The organism is Pseudomonas sp. I2, assembly GCF_040984075.1.
GTDB lineage: Bacteria > Pseudomonadota > Gammaproteobacteria > Pseudomonadales > Pseudomonadaceae > Aquipseudomonas > Aquipseudomonas guariconensis_B.
Genome location: NZ_JBCGFQ010000014.1, coordinates 1 through 15038 on the forward strand (window position 1 = coordinate 1; position 15038 = coordinate 15038).

14 protein-coding genes are annotated in these 15038 nt (G+C 64.9%); 5 read left to right on the plus strand and 9 right to left on the minus strand.

The genetic code is table 11. The annotated features are described in order from the left end of the window. Both WCE05_RS09145 and WCE05_RS09150 read right to left on the minus strand, forming a co-directional pair. On the minus strand, positions 1 to 973 hold a 973-nt coding region (locus WCE05_RS09145), incomplete at its 3' end, for an NAD(P)/FAD-dependent oxidoreductase (RefSeq protein WP_368815793.1). 33 nt (positions 974 to 1006) lie between these two features. Further along, positions 1007 to 1174: a rubredoxin gene (locus tag WCE05_RS09150; RefSeq protein ID WP_011536423.1), complete on the minus strand. Its 168-nt coding sequence runs from the start codon at positions 1172 to 1174 to the stop codon at positions 1007 to 1009. A gap of 159 nt (positions 1175 to 1333) precedes the next feature. Between WCE05_RS09150 and WCE05_RS09155 the strand changes: the two genes are divergently transcribed. Together WCE05_RS09155 and ubiA are read left to right on the plus strand one after the other, a co-directional pair. Further along, positions 1334 to 1891 carry a chorismate lyase gene (locus tag WCE05_RS09155; protein WP_225786781.1) on the plus strand — a complete coding sequence of 186 codons (558 nt, stop codon included), beginning with the start codon at positions 1334 to 1336 and terminating at the stop codon, positions 1889 to 1891. Further along, a complete protein-coding gene (gene ubiA, locus WCE05_RS09160; RefSeq protein ID WP_368815794.1) occupies positions 1891 to 2781 on the plus strand; it encodes a 4-hydroxybenzoate octaprenyltransferase in 891 nt (296 codons plus the stop codon). Before WCE05_RS09155 ends, ubiA begins: the two co-directional genes overlap by 1 nt. Positions 2782 to 2814: 33 nt before the next feature. Here ubiA and WCE05_RS09165 read toward each other — a convergent pair whose 3' ends face one another. Further along, the gene (locus tag WCE05_RS09165; protein ID WP_225786783.1) at positions 2815 to 3186 is read right to left on the minus strand and encodes a hypothetical protein; all 372 of its coding nucleotides are present in this window, start codon (positions 3184 to 3186) and stop codon (positions 2815 to 2817) included. A 174-nt stretch (positions 3187 to 3360) separates the two neighbouring features. Here WCE05_RS09165 and phoB point away from each other — a divergent pair, with 174 nt between their 5' ends. From phoB to WCE05_RS09180, 3 genes are all read left to right on the plus strand, one after another. Beyond that, positions 3361 to 4050, plus strand: a complete 690-nt coding sequence (phoB, locus tag WCE05_RS09170; RefSeq protein WP_003253341.1) for a phosphate regulon transcriptional regulator PhoB — start codon at positions 3361 to 3363, stop codon at positions 4048 to 4050. A gap of 186 nt (positions 4051 to 4236) precedes the next feature. Beyond that, the gene (phoR, locus tag WCE05_RS09175) at positions 4237 to 5508 is read left to right on the plus strand and encodes a phosphate regulon sensor histidine kinase PhoR (protein WP_253080406.1); all 1272 of its coding nucleotides are present in this window, start codon (positions 4237 to 4239) and stop codon (positions 5506 to 5508) included. A gap of 139 nt (positions 5509 to 5647) precedes the next feature. Then, positions 5648 to 6988, plus strand: coding sequence for a hemolysin family protein (locus WCE05_RS09180; protein WP_225786785.1), 1341 nt, complete (start codon positions 5648 to 5650; stop codon positions 6986 to 6988). A gap of 21 nt (positions 6989 to 7009) precedes the next feature. Here WCE05_RS09180 and WCE05_RS09185 read toward each other — a convergent pair whose 3' ends face one another. The 6 genes from WCE05_RS09185 to WCE05_RS09210 all read right to left on the minus strand — a co-directional run bounded on the left by WCE05_RS09185 (position 7010) and on the right by WCE05_RS09210 (position 14972). After that, positions 7010 to 7906: a M23 family metallopeptidase gene (locus tag WCE05_RS09185; RefSeq protein WP_225786786.1), complete on the minus strand. Its 897-nt coding sequence runs from the start codon at positions 7904 to 7906 to the stop codon at positions 7010 to 7012. Between the two features lie 234 nt (positions 7907 to 8140). Further along, a complete protein-coding gene (locus tag WCE05_RS09190) occupies positions 8141 to 9025 on the minus strand; it encodes a response regulator (RefSeq protein ID WP_368815795.1) in 885 nt (294 codons plus the stop codon). A gap of 164 nt (positions 9026 to 9189) precedes the next feature. Further along, positions 9190 to 9948 carry a phosphate signaling complex protein PhoU gene (gene phoU / locus WCE05_RS09195; protein WP_253167631.1) on the minus strand — a complete coding sequence of 253 codons (759 nt, stop codon included), beginning with the start codon at positions 9946 to 9948 and terminating at the stop codon, positions 9190 to 9192. A 112-nt stretch (positions 9949 to 10060) separates the two neighbouring features. After that, the gene (gene pstB, locus WCE05_RS09200) at positions 10061 to 10894 is read right to left on the minus strand and encodes a phosphate ABC transporter ATP-binding protein PstB (RefSeq protein ID WP_225786789.1); all 834 of its coding nucleotides are present in this window, start codon (positions 10892 to 10894) and stop codon (positions 10061 to 10063) included. A gap of 101 nt (positions 10895 to 10995) precedes the next feature. Further along, the gene (pstA, locus tag WCE05_RS09205; protein ID WP_225786790.1) at positions 10996 to 12666 is read right to left on the minus strand and encodes a phosphate ABC transporter permease PstA; all 1671 of its coding nucleotides are present in this window, start codon (positions 12664 to 12666) and stop codon (positions 10996 to 10998) included. 17 nt (positions 12667 to 12683) lie between these two features. Further along, complete coding sequence (locus WCE05_RS09210) at positions 12684 to 14972, minus strand: ABC transporter permease subunit (protein ID WP_225786791.1); 2289 nt, start codon at positions 14970 to 14972, stop codon at positions 12684 to 12686. Positions 14973 to 15038: the final 66 nt, after the last annotated feature.

Genomic DNA, 15038 nt, shown 5'->3' on the forward strand with positions numbered 1-15038 from the left:
CCAGGGGGCAGGCGGGCGTCTTCACGGTGACCGGCATCGGCCCATAGGCGACCGTGGTCGGGTTGCCGGCCAAGGTCTGGGCCAGGGCACGGGCGCAGGTCATCAGCGGCATGACGTACAACAGGTTGATGCCGTTGACCTCGGCACAGTCTCCCAGGGCGAAGATGTTGGCATGGGAGGTACGCAACTGGCGATCGACCACCACGCCACGGTTGACTTCCAAGCCGGCGGCAGCGGCCAGGTCGGTGCGCGGGCGCAGGCCGATGGCCGAGACCACTAGGTCGCAGGGGATCACCCGGCCATCGGACAGATGCGCCTCCAGGCCTTCGCCCACCCGCTGCAGGCGGGTCAGCACCGGCCCCAGGTGAAAGCGCACGCCAAGGCCCTCCAGGCCCGCCTGCACGGCACCGGCGGCGGCCGGGTGCAACAGGGTCGGCATCACCTGCTCGCAGGGCGCGACCACCTCGACGGCGTAGCCTCCCAGGGTCAGGTCGTTGGCGAATTCACAGCCGATCAGGCCGGCGCCGAGGATCAACACCCGCTGCTTGCCCTGCGCGGCGCGGCGGAAACGGTCGTAGTCTTCCAGGTCATTGATCGGGAAGACCAAATCGCCGGCGTCGCCCTCGATGGGCACCTGCACGGTCTGCGCACCCCAGGCAAGGACGAGGTCGCGGTACTGCACCGCTTCCTCGCCAATCCACAGGCGTTTGTGGCCCGGGTCGATGCCACTGATGCGGGTATGGGTGCGGATCTCGGCCTTGAGTTGCTCGGCCATGGTCCCGGGTTCGGCCATGCACAGGCCATCGGCGTCCTTGTGCTTGGCAAAGCCGGTGGAGAGCATGGGCTTGGAGTAGGAACGGCCGTCGTCGGCGGTGATCAACAACAGCGGCGTTTCGCCATCAAGCTTGCGAAATTCACGGGCCAGGTTGTAGCCCGCAAGGCCGGTACCGATGATTACCACAGGGGACGTCATGCCGTGCTTCCTCTCTCGAACAGGGGGTTGCGATCAGCCGATGGCGATCATTTCGAAATCACTCTTGCCGACACCACAATCCGGGCACAGCCAGTCTTCCGGCACGTCTTCCCAGCGGGTGCCCGGGGCGATGCCGTCGTCCGGCCAGCCCTCGGCTTCGTCGTAGATCAGGCCACAGACAATGCATTGCCATTTTTTCATCACGGTTTTCCTCGAACTGACTCAGGCTTGACGCGACCGCCCGGCCCTCGAAGGGGGCCTCAGCCTCGGGCTTTGTACTGGCCCTGCCAGCAGTATGCAAGCAATCCGGGCAAACATGCTAAGCTCGCCACCTCTCTGGCCTGTATCAAGCATACCGACGTGCCGTACGAAACCCCGCAAGCAGCCGCTGTCGCGTGGCTGCCGTCTTCACAGCTGGCGGCCGACGTCGCCCAGCCGACCCTCGACTGGCTCTTCGACCAGGGCTCCCTGACCCGCCGCCTGACCCGCCTGTCCAACGATCATTTCTCGGTCACCCCGTTGTTCGAGGGCTGGCAGGCCCTGCGCGACGACGAGTGCCAGGCCCTGGGCCTGGCGCCCGGCGAGGAAGGCTGGGTGCGCGAGGTCTACCTGCGTGGCCATGGCCAACCCTGGGTGTTCGCCCGCAGCGTGGCCGGGCGCAGTGCCCTGGAGCGTGGCGGCCTCGACCTGGAGACGCTGGGCAGTCGCTCGCTGGGCGAACTGCTGTTCTGCGACCAGGCCTTCGTCCGCCATCCCATCGAGGTGTGCCGTTATCCACAGGCCTGGTTGCCGCCCGAGGTGCGCCACGGCGAGCTGTGGGCACGGCGCTCGCGCTTCGCCCGCGGCGGCCTGGACCTGCTGGTGGCCGAGGTGTTCCTGCCCACGCTGTGGCAAGCGGCCAAGGAGGAGATCCGCTGATGTACCTGCAACTGCTCAAGTCGCTCAACCGCCTGCACCCGCGCGCCTGGGACTTCGTCCAGCTCAGCCGCATGGATCGTCCCATCGGCATCTACCTGCTGCTGTGGCCGACCCTGTCGGCGGTGTGGATCGCCGGGCAAGGCTCGCCGACCCTGGCCAACGTGTTGATCTTCGGCCTGGGCGTGGTGCTGATGCGTGCCGCGGGTTGCTGCATCAACGACTTCGCCGACCGCAAGGTCGACGGCCACGTCAAGCGCACCGCCGACCGGCCGCTGGCCAGCGGCCGGGTCAAGCCGCGCGAGGCGGTGATGCTGTTCGCGCTGCTGGTCGGGGTGAGCTTCCTGCTGGTGCTGTGCACCAACGCCCGGACGGTGTGGCTGTCGTTCGGCGCCGTGGCCCTGGCGTTCTGCTACCCGTTCATGAAGCGCTACACCTACTACCCCCAGGTGGTGCTGGGCGCCGCCTACTCCTGGGGCATTCCCATGGCCTTCACCGCGGCAGGCGGCGACCTGCCGGCCAGCGCCTGGCTGCTGTACATCGCCAACCTGCTGTGGACCGTGGGCTATGACACCTACTACGCGATGGTGGACCGCGACGACGACCTGAAGATCGGCGTGAAATCCACCGCCATCCTGTTCGGTGAAGCCGACCGGGTGATCATCCTGACCTTGCAGATGCTGTCGCTGGGTTGCCTGCTGCTGGCTGGCAGCCGCTTCGAGCTGGGGGCTTGGTTCCACCTGGGGCTGCTGGGCGCGGCGCTGTGCTTTGCCTGGGAGTTCTGGTCGACCCGCGGGCTGGATCGCGAATCGTGCTTCAAGGCATTCCTGCACAACCATTGGGCGGGGTTGTTGGTCTTCGTTGGCGTGGTGCTGGACTACGCGTTGCGCTGAGTTGGCTGGGGCTGCCTTGCAGCCCCTTCGCCCTCAAGGCTTGGCGATATGCCAGACGTCCTTCACGCCATCACCAGTCTTGTCCCCGGCTTTCTTGTCCTTGATGAAGGTGTACAGCGGCTTGCCATCATAGGCCCACTGCTTGCTCCCGTCGTCGCGGGTGATCTGGGTCCACTTGTCGGTGGCCGCTTCATCATCCGCCTTGACCAGCAGCGGCGGCCAGTTCTTGGCGCATTCGCCGTTGCACGCCGACTTGCCGCCTTCGTCCTTGTCGAAGGTGTAGAGCGTCATGCCCGCGTGGTCGACCCACATGCCATCCTTTTCCATCGCATGGTGCGCCGACGCCACCCCCGGTAGCGCCAGTGCAGCGAAAAGGGCCATCCAGCTCAGCGTATGTCGTGTCATTGGAATCACCATTGTTTCGGGGGTGGAGGGAGGTCCGAGTGCCGTTTCGACGGCCCTTTGAAGCCTAGCCCAGTCACGGAATGTCGCCAGAACCGCCAATGTCCTGTCACACAGCTGCAATAATTCCGTTATCTAATGCGGGCCAAGACATCGTTCCCGGGAGAGGTATTGAGCATGGTTGGCAGAAACATTCTGATCGTCGACGACGAGGCGCCCATTCGCGAGATGATCGCCGTTGCATTGGAAATGGCCGGCTATGACTGCCTGGAAGCGGAGAACTCGCAGCAGGCCCATGCCATCATCGTCGATCGCAAACCGGATCTGATCCTGCTCGACTGGATGCTGCCGGGCACCTCGGGCATCGAGCTGGCGCGCCGCCTCAAGCGCGACGAACTGACCGGCGACATCCCGATCATCATGCTCACTGCCAAGGGCGAAGAGGACAACAAGATCCAGGGCCTGGAAGTCGGCGCCGATGACTACATCACCAAGCCGTTCTCGCCCCGCGAGCTGGTGGCGCGCCTGAAGGCCGTGCTGCGCCGTACCGGTCCGAGCGACAGCGAGGCGCCGATCGAGGTCGGTGGCCTGCTGCTCGACCCGATCAGCCACCGCGTGACCATCGATGGCAAGCCGGCCGAGATGGGCCCGACCGAATACCGCCTGCTGCAGTTCTTCATGACCCACCAGGAACGCGCCTACACCCGTGGCCAGTTGCTCGACCAGGTCTGGGGCGGCAACGTCTACGTCGAGGAGCGCACCGTCGACGTACACATCCGCCGCCTGCGCAAGGCGTTGGGTGAAGCCTACGAGAATCTGGTACAAACCGTCCGGGGCACCGGCTATCGCTTTTCCACCAAGAGCTAGCCGCAAGCTCCAAGCCTCAAGCGGCAAGAAAGAGCAGCCAGCGTCAAGCCTGCTCGCCGCTTCAGGCTTGAAATAAAGGACTGAACAGCACCACCGATCCGCTTCTTCTTGCAGCTTGAAGCTCAAAGCTGGATCCGAAGGATTCGTCAATTGAACCAGAACTGGCACGCGACCCTGATTCGCCACATGCTGCTGTTGATCACCGTCTGCCTGGTTGGCGGGCTGGTCAGTGGCTACTACGGCTGGAGCCTGGCCATCGGCCTTGCCCTCTACCTGGGCTGGACCCTCAAGCAGCTGCTGCGCCTGCATGACTGGCTGCGCAACCACCAGCCCGACGAAGCACCGCCCGACGGCTACGGTCTGTGGGGCGAGGTGTTCGACAGCATCTACCACCTGCAACGGCGCGACCAGCGCGTACGCGGCCGCCTGCAGGCGGTGATCGACCGGGTACAGGAGTCCACCGCCGCCCTGCGCGACGCGGTGATCATGCTCGACAGCGAAGGCAACCTGGAGTGGTGGAACCGCGCCGCCGAAACCCTGCTGGGCTTCAAGACCCCACAGGACGGTGGCCAGCCGGTGACCAACCTGGTCCGCCACCCGCGCTTCAAGGAATACTTCGAGTCGCAGAACTACGTCGAACCGCTGGAGATCCCCTCGCCGATCAACGATCGCCTGCGCGTCCAGTTGCACATCACCCGCTATGGCAACAACGAGCACCTGATGCTGGTGCGCGACGTCACCCGCATCCACCAGCTCGAGCAGATGCGCAAGGACTTCGTCGCCAACGTCTCCCACGAGCTGCGCACCCCGCTGACGGTGATCACCGGCTACCTGGAGACCCTGCTGGACAACGTCGAGGAGGTCAACCCGCGCTGGAACCGTGCGTTGCAGCAGATGAGCCAGCAAGGCTCGCGCATGCAGACCCTGCTCAACGACCTGCTGCTACTGGCCAAGCTGGAGGCCACCGACTACCCGTCGGACAACCAGCCGGTGGCGGTCGACGCCCTGCTGCAGTCGATCAAGGCCGACGCCCAGGCCCTGTCCGGCCCGCGCAACCAACGCATCAGCCTGGATGCCACGCCCGGCGTGCGCCTCAAGGGCAGCGAGTCGGAACTGCGCAGCGCCTTTTCCAACCTGGTGTTCAACGCGGTCAAGTACACCCCCGACGAAGGCAACATCCGCATCCGCTGGTGGGCCGATGACCAGGGCGCGCACCTGTCCGTGCAGGACTCGGGGATCGGCATCGATGCCAAGCACCTGCCACGGCTGACCGAGCGCTTCTACCGGGTCGACTCCAGCCGCGCCTCCAACACCGGCGGCACGGGGCTGGGCCTGGCCATCGTCAAGCACGTGCTGCTGCGCCATCGTGGCCGCCTGGAGATCAGCAGCGTACCGGGGCATGGCAGTACCTTCACCTGTCACTTCGCGCCTGCACAATTGGCCAACGCCAGGGGCTGAGCCGGGGCTGCGCAGCCTCTCCCAAAGCCTGTCCCCTTTGCTTTTGCAGCCCCAGCCGCTACATTGAATCCCCTGTGCCAGCCGGAGCTGGCACTTTTTTTCTCCCTTTTCTGAAGACGGACCCCGTAAAAACTCCATCATGGACCCTTCCCCTGGTATCAGCCTCACCACCCTGTTCGCCGACTTCGGCATGATCATCTTTGCCTTGTTCCTGGTGCTGCTCAACGGCTTCTTCGTTGCCGCCGAGTTCTCCATGGTCAAGCTGCGCTCCACCCGCGTCGAATCCATCGCCGACCTGCACGGCTGGCGCGGCAGCATCCTGCGCAAGGTCCACAACCAACTGGATGCCTACCTGTCGGCCTGCCAGCTGGGCATCACCCTGGCCTCCCTGGGCCTGGGCTGGGTCGGCGAACCGGCCTTCGCCCACCTGCTCGAGCCGGTGCTGGCCGCCGTGGGCGTCGACACGCCGGAGCTGGTCAAGGCGATCTCGTTCTTCATCGCCTTCTTCGTGATCTCTTACCTGCACATCGTGGTCGGCGAGCTGGCGCCCAAGTCCTGGGCGATCCGCAAGCCCGAGCTGCTGTCGCTGTGGACCGCCGTGCCGCTGTACCTGTTCTACTGGCTGATGTACCCGGCCATCTACCTGCTCAACGCCAGCGCCAACACCATCCTGCGCATCGCCGGGCAAGGCGAGCCAGGGCCCCACCATGAGCATCACTACAGCCGCGAGGAGCTCAAGCTGATCCTGCACTCCAGCCGCGGGCACGACCCGAGCGACCAGGGCATGCGCGTGCTGGCCTCGGCCGTGGAGATGGGCGAGCTGGAAGTGGTCGACTGGGCCAACTCCCGCGAGGACATGATCAGCCTCGACGCCCGTGCGCCGCTCAAGGAAATCCTGGCGATGTTCCGGCGCCACAAGTTCAGCCGCTACCCGGTCTACGATGCCGAGCGCGAGGAGTTCATCGGCCTGCTGCACATCAAGGACCTGCTGCTGGAGCTGGCCGACCTGGACCACATTCCCGAGACCCTCGACCTGGATGACCTGTGCCGCCCGCTGGAGCGCGTGTCCCGCCACATGCCGCTGGCCCAGTTGCTGGAGCAGTTCCGCAAGGGCGGTGCGCACTTCGTGCTGGTCGAGGAAGCCGACGGCAAGGTGATCGGCTACCTGACCATGGAAGACGTGCTGGAGGTGCTGGTCGGCGACATCCAGGACGAACACCGCAAGACCGAACGCGGCATCCTCGCCTACCAGCCCGGCAAGCTGCTGGTACGAGGCGATACGCCGCTGTTCAAGGTCGAGCGCCTGCTGGGCGTGGACCTTGATCACATCGAGGCGGAAACCCTCGCCGGGCTGGTCTACGAGACCCTCAAGCGCGTGCCCGAGGAAGAGGAAGTGCTGGAGGTCGAGGGCCTGCGCATCATCATCAAGAAGATGAAAGGGCCGAAGATCGTACTGGCCAAGGTGCTCAAGCTCGATTGACCGCACGGCGGCCCAGCCCGCTCAAGGATTGCCGGCCGTGAAGTCCGGCAATCCGCCGATCGGCCGGTCGAACTGGTAGGGAATCGACTCCAGCGCCAGCCCCACATTGCGTTGCACCACGAAATGCAGGTGCGGCCCGGTGCTGTTGCCGGTGTTGCCCGACTTGGCCAGCAGCTCGCCCACGGCCACCCGCTGCCCCTCGCCCACCACCACCGAACCGCGCATCAGGTGCAGGTAGACGCCCATGGTGCCGTCGGGGTGGAGGATCCTGACGAAGTTGCCGGAGGGATGGCTGCCGCGCCCGCTCTGGTCGTTCTCGACCTTCACCACCACCCCGCCCCGCGCGGCGACGATGGGCGTGCCTTCGGGCATGGCGATATCCATGGCATGGCGGCCCTTGGGGCCGAAGTGGCTGAAGCGGCCATTGGGCCCCTGGGTCAGGCGGAACGGGCCGCCGCGCCAGGGAAAGGGGTAACGATAGGCCTGGGGCCGCTGGGCCGGGTCGCCCAGGGCATGGCGAAACTTCGACGCATACTTCAGGCGCGCCCCCTGCCTCGCCATCAGCACGCTGAGCACCTGGGTCGAACGCGCCTGCAGCACCCGCCGCACGATTCTCGGTGCATTGCCGCCCTGGGCATTGGCCAGGCGCTCCAGGCGCAGCTCGACCTCCACCGGGGCGAACAAGGCATTGTGCGCAACGAAGCGCACGCCTGCGGCGAATGGCTCGGCGCGCAAGCGCACCTGGCTGTCGAGGCGCTCGGCCATCGGCTCACGGAACACGAAGGCCCTGGCGCCAGGGCTGGGCTGGTAGGAATAGGACACCACGCCGAAGGTGTCGGTGGTCGTGTAGAGGGTCATGCCCAGGCTCGGCGCCGAGGCCGTGAGCAAGGCACAGAACAGCAGCGGGCGAATGGGCATGATGGTGGCTTTTTGACATTTATTGTTGTCTCGAAGCCTAGCAGCCGGTTTACAGGGAGGTATGGCAGTTGGTCGGAGAAGGTGCCAGTCGGTCAAGCGGGACGGGGCTGCTCGCCGGCAGCCCCACAAGGTTCACCGCTGCCCTCAAGCCCGACGGGGTTGTGGGAGCTGGCTTGCCAGCGATGGGGCGCGAAGCAGCCCCAAAATGGCAGCGGAAAGTCGTGACTGTTTCAATCACGCCCCTGGGGTGAAATGCTTCTGTGCAGTCCCACGGGCGATCAGGCGCGACAGGTAGTCGAGCTTCTGCGCATCCTGGTCGACGAACTTGAACGTCAGTTGCAGCCAGTCGCTCTCAGGCTTCGGCTCCAGGGCGGCAATGGCATGCAGGTAGCCATTGAGGCGAGCGACTTCGGCATTCTCGCCCTGCTCCAGGTCCAGCACCGCACCTTCGAGCACTTGTGGCAGGGCTGCACTGCGGCGCACCACCAGCAGTGCCTCCTTGAGGCTCAGGGCCTTGATCACGCAAGGCTGAATGCCACTGGACAGGCGCAGCTGGCCCTGCCCACGGCCGGCCTGGGCCGCCGCCGCCGCACTCTTGGGCGCCGGCGCACTGATCAAGGGCTTGGCCGGGGCCGCCTTGACCGTTTCCGGACGGCCGCTGGTCAAGGCATTGAGCGAGTCGTTGGCGAATGCCGCATTGGCCCGTGCAGGCGCGCTGGCCACCAAGCCTTCGAGCTTGCCGATCTTGCTCAGGGCCTTCTTCACTTTGGTCAGCAGCTGCTCGTTGGTGAATGGCTTGCCGACGAAATCGGAAACACCGGCCTGGATGGCCTGAATCACGTTTTCCTTGTCGCCACGGCTGGTCACCATGATGAACGGCAGGGCTTTCAACTCTGGTTGCTGACGGCACCAGGTCAGCAGTTCGATGCCGGACATCTCCGGCATCTCCCAGTCGCACAGGACCAGGTCGAAACGCTCCTTGCCCAGCAGGGCCATGGCCTTGCGGCCGTTGACCGCATCCTCGACGACTATGCCGGGGAAGGCATTGCGCAGGCACTTCCTTACCAGGTCGCGAATGAACGGCGCATCGTCCACGACCAGCACATTGACTTTACTCATCCCTACTCCTCTTGAGTCCCGACTAGCATACCGCCGACTGATGGCCATTTGCCAAAACCTGAGTCACGCCGGGACTGCGCACATCGCTCGCGGGTGCCTGCTGGATGCTCGAGCACAAACGAAAACGCCCGGCCAGAGCCGGGCGTCGATACTCAGGAGCACTACTACTTATCGTCAGGCTCGGCCGGAACATTAGCGTTTTCGGCCGCGCCCTCGACTTCCGCCTTCATACGCTTGAGGCCCAGGTGACGCACGTCGGTACCCCGCACGAGGTAGATCACCAGCTCCGAGATGTTGCGCGCATGGTCGCCGATGCGCTCCAGCGAACGCAGCGCCCAGATGACGCTGAGGACCCGCGAGATCGAGCGGGGGTCTTCCATCATGTAGGTGACCAGTTCACGCAGGGCGGTCTTGTACTCGCGGTCGATGTTCTTGTCGTACTGGGCCACCGACAGGGCCAGGTCGGCATCGAAGCGGGCGAAGGCGTCCAGTGCGTCACGTACCATGTTGCGCACCTGGTCGCCGATGTGGCGCACCTCGACGTAGCCCCGTGGCGACTCGCCTTCCTCGCACAGCTGGATGGCACGGCGGGCGATCTTGGTCGACTCGTCGCCGATGCGCTCCAGGTCGATCACCGATTTGGAAATGCTGATGATCAGGCGCAGGTCGGAGGCCGCCGGCTGGCGGCGGGCGAGGATGCGTACGCACTCCTCATCGATGTTGCGCTCCATCTGGTTGATCTGCTCGTCGACCTCTCGCACCTGCTGGGCCAGGCCCGAGTCGGCCTCGATCAGCGCGGTGACCGCGTCGTTGACCTGTTTCTCGACCAGGCCGCCCATCGCCAGGAGGTGGCTGCGAACCTCCTCGAGCTCGGCGTTGAACTGCTGGGAGATGTGATGCGTCAGACTTTCTTTGTTAATCATGCTTTCGCTCCGCACGTAAGCTGCAAGCCTCAAGCTGCAAGCTTCAAGTGGTTCGTGTCGTTCCCTGGCCCTGTGCCAACCGCTTTTTCTTGCAGCTGCGCCGCAGGCGCCGTTAACCGTAGCGGCCGGTGATGTAGTCTTCGGTCTGCTTCTTCGCCGGGTTGGTGAACAGGGTGTCGGTATCGCCGAATTCGACCAGTTTGCCCATGTACATGAACGCGGTGTAGTCCGAGACACGCGCCGCCTGCTGCATGTTGTGGGTCACGATGACGATGGTGTACTTGGATTTCAGTTCGTAGATCAGCTCTTCGACCTTCAGGGTCGAGATCGGGTCCAGGGCCGAGCAGGGCTCGTCGAGCAGCAGGACTTCCGGCTCCACGGCGATGGTGCGGGCGATCACCAGACGCTGCTGCTGACCACCGGACAGGCCCAGGGCCGAGTCGTGCAGGCGGTCCTTGACCTCGTCCCACAGGGCCGCGCCCTTCAGGGCCCACTCGACGGCTTCGTCGAGGGTGCGCTTTTTGTTGATGCCCTGGATGCGCAGGCCGTAGACCACGTTTTCATAGATGGTCTTGGGGAACGGGTTGGGCTTCTGGAACACCATGCCGACCCGGCGGCGCAGCTCGGCCACGTCCTCGCCCTTGCGGTAGATGTTGTTGCCGTACAGGTTGATCGCGCCTTCCACGCGGCAGCCATCGACCAGGTCGTTCATGCGGTTGAAGGTCCGCAGCAGGGTCGACTTGCCGCAGCCGGACGGGCCGATGAAGGCAGTCACGCGCTGCTTGGGGATGTTCATCTGCACGTCGAACAGCGCCTGCTTGTCGCCATAGAACAGGGACAGGCCAGGCACCTCGATGGCCACGGTTTCCTCGGCCAGGCGCAGGCTCTGCTTGTCGCGGCCCAAGGCCGACATATCGATGCCGTGGGCGTGGGATTCTTGCTGCATGTTCTCACTCCGTTCGTAGCTGCCAGCTTCGAGCTGCAAGCTGCAAGTTAGGGCAAAGCGGCAATCTGCTAGGGGCTTGCCGCTGTGGCTTAAAGCTGAAGTCAGCTGTCGAGGGCCTTGTACTTCTCGCGCAGGTGGTTACGGATCCACACGGCGGAGAGGTTGAGGGTGGCGATCACCAGCACCAGCAACAGCGCGGTGGCGTACACCAGCGGTCGCGCGGCCTCGACGTTGGGGCTCTGGAAGCCGACGTCGTAGATGTGGAAGCCCAGGTGCATGATCTTCTGGTCCAGGTGCAGGTAGGGGTAGTTGCCATCCAGCGGCAACGACGGCGCCAGCTTCACCACGCCCACCAGCATCAACGGCGCCACTTCGCCCGCGGCACGGGCCACGGCGAGGATCATGCCGGTCATCATGGCCGGGCTTGCCATGGGCAGGACGATCTTCCACAGGGTCTCGGCCTTGGTCGCGCCGAGGGCCAAGGAACCTTCGCGCACGGTACGCGGGATACGCGCCAGGCCTTCTTCGGTCGCCACGATCACCACCGGTACGGCCAGCAGCGCCAGGGTCAGCGAGGCCCAGAGCAGGCCTGGGGTACCCAGGGTCGGCGCCGGCAGCGCCTCGGGGAAGAACAGGCGGTCGATCGAGCCGCCCAGCACATAGACGAAGAAGCCCAGGCCGAACACGCCGTAGACGATCGCCGGAACGCCCGCGAGGTTGTTCACCGCGATGCGGATCAGGCGGGTGACCGGCCCCTGCTTGGCATACTCACGCAGGTAGACCGCGGCCAGCACACCGAACGGGGTGACGATCACGGCCATGATCAGGGTCATCATCACGGTACCGAAGATGGCCGGGAAGATACCGCCCTCGGTGTTGGCCTCACGCGGGTCGTCGCTGAGGAACTCCCAGACCTTGGCGAAGTAGGTGCCCATCTTGGTCAGGCCGGACATGGCGTTCGGCTGGTAGGCGTGGACCACCTTGCTCAGGTTGATCTCCACCTCACGGCCATTGCCATCGCGGGCCACCAGGCTGTCGCGGGCGAAGGCCTGGTGCAGGCCACCCAGGCGCTCCTCGATGGCCTTGTAGCGGTTGTTCAGCTCGGCGCGATCGGCCTCGATATCAGCCTGGGCGGCGGCGTCCAGCTTGCCCTGCAGCTCCAGCTGACGGGTCTTCAGGCGCAGGCGCTCCAGGCCATGGTTGATGGCACCGATGTCCTTCTTCTCGAGGGTCTGCAGCTCACCGGCCAACTGGTTGGCGCGCTTGAGGCGAGCCTGCAGTTCGGGCCAGGCGGCCGGGCCTTCGGCGACCACACGGCCTTCTTCCTTGACGCTGACCAGGTAGCCATAGAAGTTGCCCCATTCGCGGCGCTCCAGGGCGATCAGCTCGGCCGGCTTCTGCTGGTCGACCAGCCACTCGCCGACCAGCCAGGTGAAGTCGCTGCCGTTGAGGTCGCGGTTGCCCACCTTGACCAGTTCGCGGGTCATGAACTCCGGGCCTTCGTCCGGCACCGGCAGGCCGGCGCCCTTGAGGCGGGCACGCGGCACCTCTTCCTTCTGCACGACCTCACCGATGATCACATGGTCGGCCTGCCCCGGCACCTTGTAGGTGGCCTGGATCAGGTCGGCCGGCCAGAAGTGGCCCAGGCCGCGCACGGCGATCACTGCCAGCAGACCCACGGTCATGATCACCGCGATGGCGACCGCGCCACCGCTGATCCAGACGCCGGGGGCGCCGCTCTTGAACCAGCCCTTGAGGGAATCCTTTTTCACGGATCTCTACCTTTCTATCAAAGCGACGAGTATTTCTTGCGCAGGCGCTGGCGAATCAGCTCGGCCAAGGTGTTCATGATGAACGTGAACAGCAGCAGCACGAGGGCGGCGAGGAACAGCACACGATAGTGGCTGCCGCCGACTTCCGATTCGGGCATTTCCACCGCCACGTTGGCGGCCAGGGTACGCATGCCTTCGAACAGGTTCAGCTCCATGACCGGGGTGTTGCCAGTGGCCATGAGCACGATCATGGTCTCGCCCACCGCACGGCCCATGCCGATCATCAGCGCCGAGAAGATGCCCGGGCTGGCGGTGAGGATGACCACGCGGGTCAGGGTCTGCCACGGCGTCGCGCCCAGGGCCAGGGAGCCCAGGGTCAAGCTGCGCGGCACGCTGAACACGGCATCCTCGGCGATCGAGTAGATGTTCGGGATGACCGCGAAGCCCATGGCGATACCGACCACCAGGGCGTTGCGCTGGTCGTAGGTGATGCCCAGGTCGTGGGTGATCCACAGGCGCATGTCGCCGCCGAAGAACCAGGTCTCGAGGAACGGGCTCATGAACAGGGCGAACCAGCCGATCACCAGGATCACCGGGATCAGGATCGCCGCTTCCCAGCCGTCCGGGATACGCAGGCGGATCGACTCGGGCAGGCGGCTCCAGGCGAAGCCCGCCACCAGGATGCCCACCGGCATGATCAGCAGCAGGCTGAACACGCCTGGCAGGTGGCCTTCCAGGTAGGGCGCCAGGAACAGGCCGGCGAAGAAGCCGAGGATCACCGTCGGCATCGCTTCCATCAGCTCGATCACCGGCTTGACCTTGCGGCGCATGCCCGGGGCCATGAAGTAGGCGGTGTAGATGGCAGCGGCGATGGCCAGGGGCGCGGCGAGGATCATCGCGTAGAACGCCGCCTTGAGGGTACCGAAGGTCAGCGGCGACAGGCTCAGCTTGGGCTCGAAGTCGGTGTTGGAGGCCGTGGACTGCCAGACGTACTTCGGCTCGTCATAGTTCTCGTACCAGACCTTGCCCCACAGTGCGCTGAAGGAAACTTCCGGGTGCGGGTTGTCCAGGTTCAGGGGCAGCAACTTGCCGCCTTGCTCGATGAAAATGCGGTTGGCCCGTGGCGACAGGGCCATCACACCGGCGCCTTCGGCGGCTGGCTCGACCAGCAGGGTACGGTGCGCGGTGCTGTGGAACACGCCGAGCTTGCCGTCGGTATCCAGGGCGATGAAGCCCTTGCGGCGTTCCTCGGCATCGATCTGGGCGATCGGCGCCTTGCCCATCTGGAAGCTGCGGATCAGCTTGAAGCGCGACTCGCCATCCGGGTCACGGGCCATGAACCACTGGCTCAGGCCGCCCTTGGAGTCGCCGAAGATCAGCGAGATGCCGCCGACCAGCTGGGTGCTGGCGGTGATTTCCGCCTTGCCGTCCTCGAGCAGCTTGTAGCGGCCATTGAGGGTCTTTTCACGCAGGCTGAAGACATCGGCCTGGGCGCGGCCATTGACCACGTACAGCCACTGCTGGCGCGGGTCGATGAAGATCGCCTTGACCGGCTCGGACATCTGCGGCAGCGCGATGCGGTTCTGCTCGCTGGTGACCTCGCCGGTCATCATGTTCTCTTCGCGGGTCAGCTCGACCACCTGCAGGTGCGAGCCGGTGGAGCCGGCCAGCAGCAGGGTGTCGCCATTGACGTTGACGCTCACGTGCTCCAGCGCGCGGCCCTGGTCATCCAGGACATACGGCTCCTGGCCGTAGGGGTAGTCGATGGCTGCCTCGATGGTCTTCTTGTTGTCCGGGTAGGTGATCTTGTAGCTGTGGCTGAACACCAGCGCCTGGCCGTTGGACAGGCCCAGCACCACCAGCGGGCTGCCCGGCTGGTCGGTGCTGATCGAGGAGACCTCGGTGCCGGCCGGCAGCGCCAGGTCGACGCGCTTGACCTCGGCACCGGTCTTGGTGTCGAAGAACAACGCCTGGCCCTTGTCGGAAACACGCATGCCCACGAGGTTCTGCTCCTCGAGCGCGATCATCAGCGGCTTGCCGGCATCCTGCTGCAGCCAGGTCGGCTCCAGGGCCTTCTTGCTGGAAAGCTCGGCGCCCTGGAACAGCGGCAGCACCACGTAGGCCAGGTAGAAGAAGATCAGGGTGATGGCTGCCAATACGGCAAGCCCGCCCACCAGTACGTACCAGCGGGTCAGGCGGTCTTTCAGCGCACGCAGGCGGCGCTTGCGTTGCAACTCGGGCGTATTGAAGTCAATCCGCACGGGGGGAGAATTTTGGGTCATTGTGGAGTTGGCCAGATCATTCATGCGCACACCCTAGCGGTCCCGTATGACAAAAACATGACAATGCAGTGACGCAAAAAAGCCCGCCGC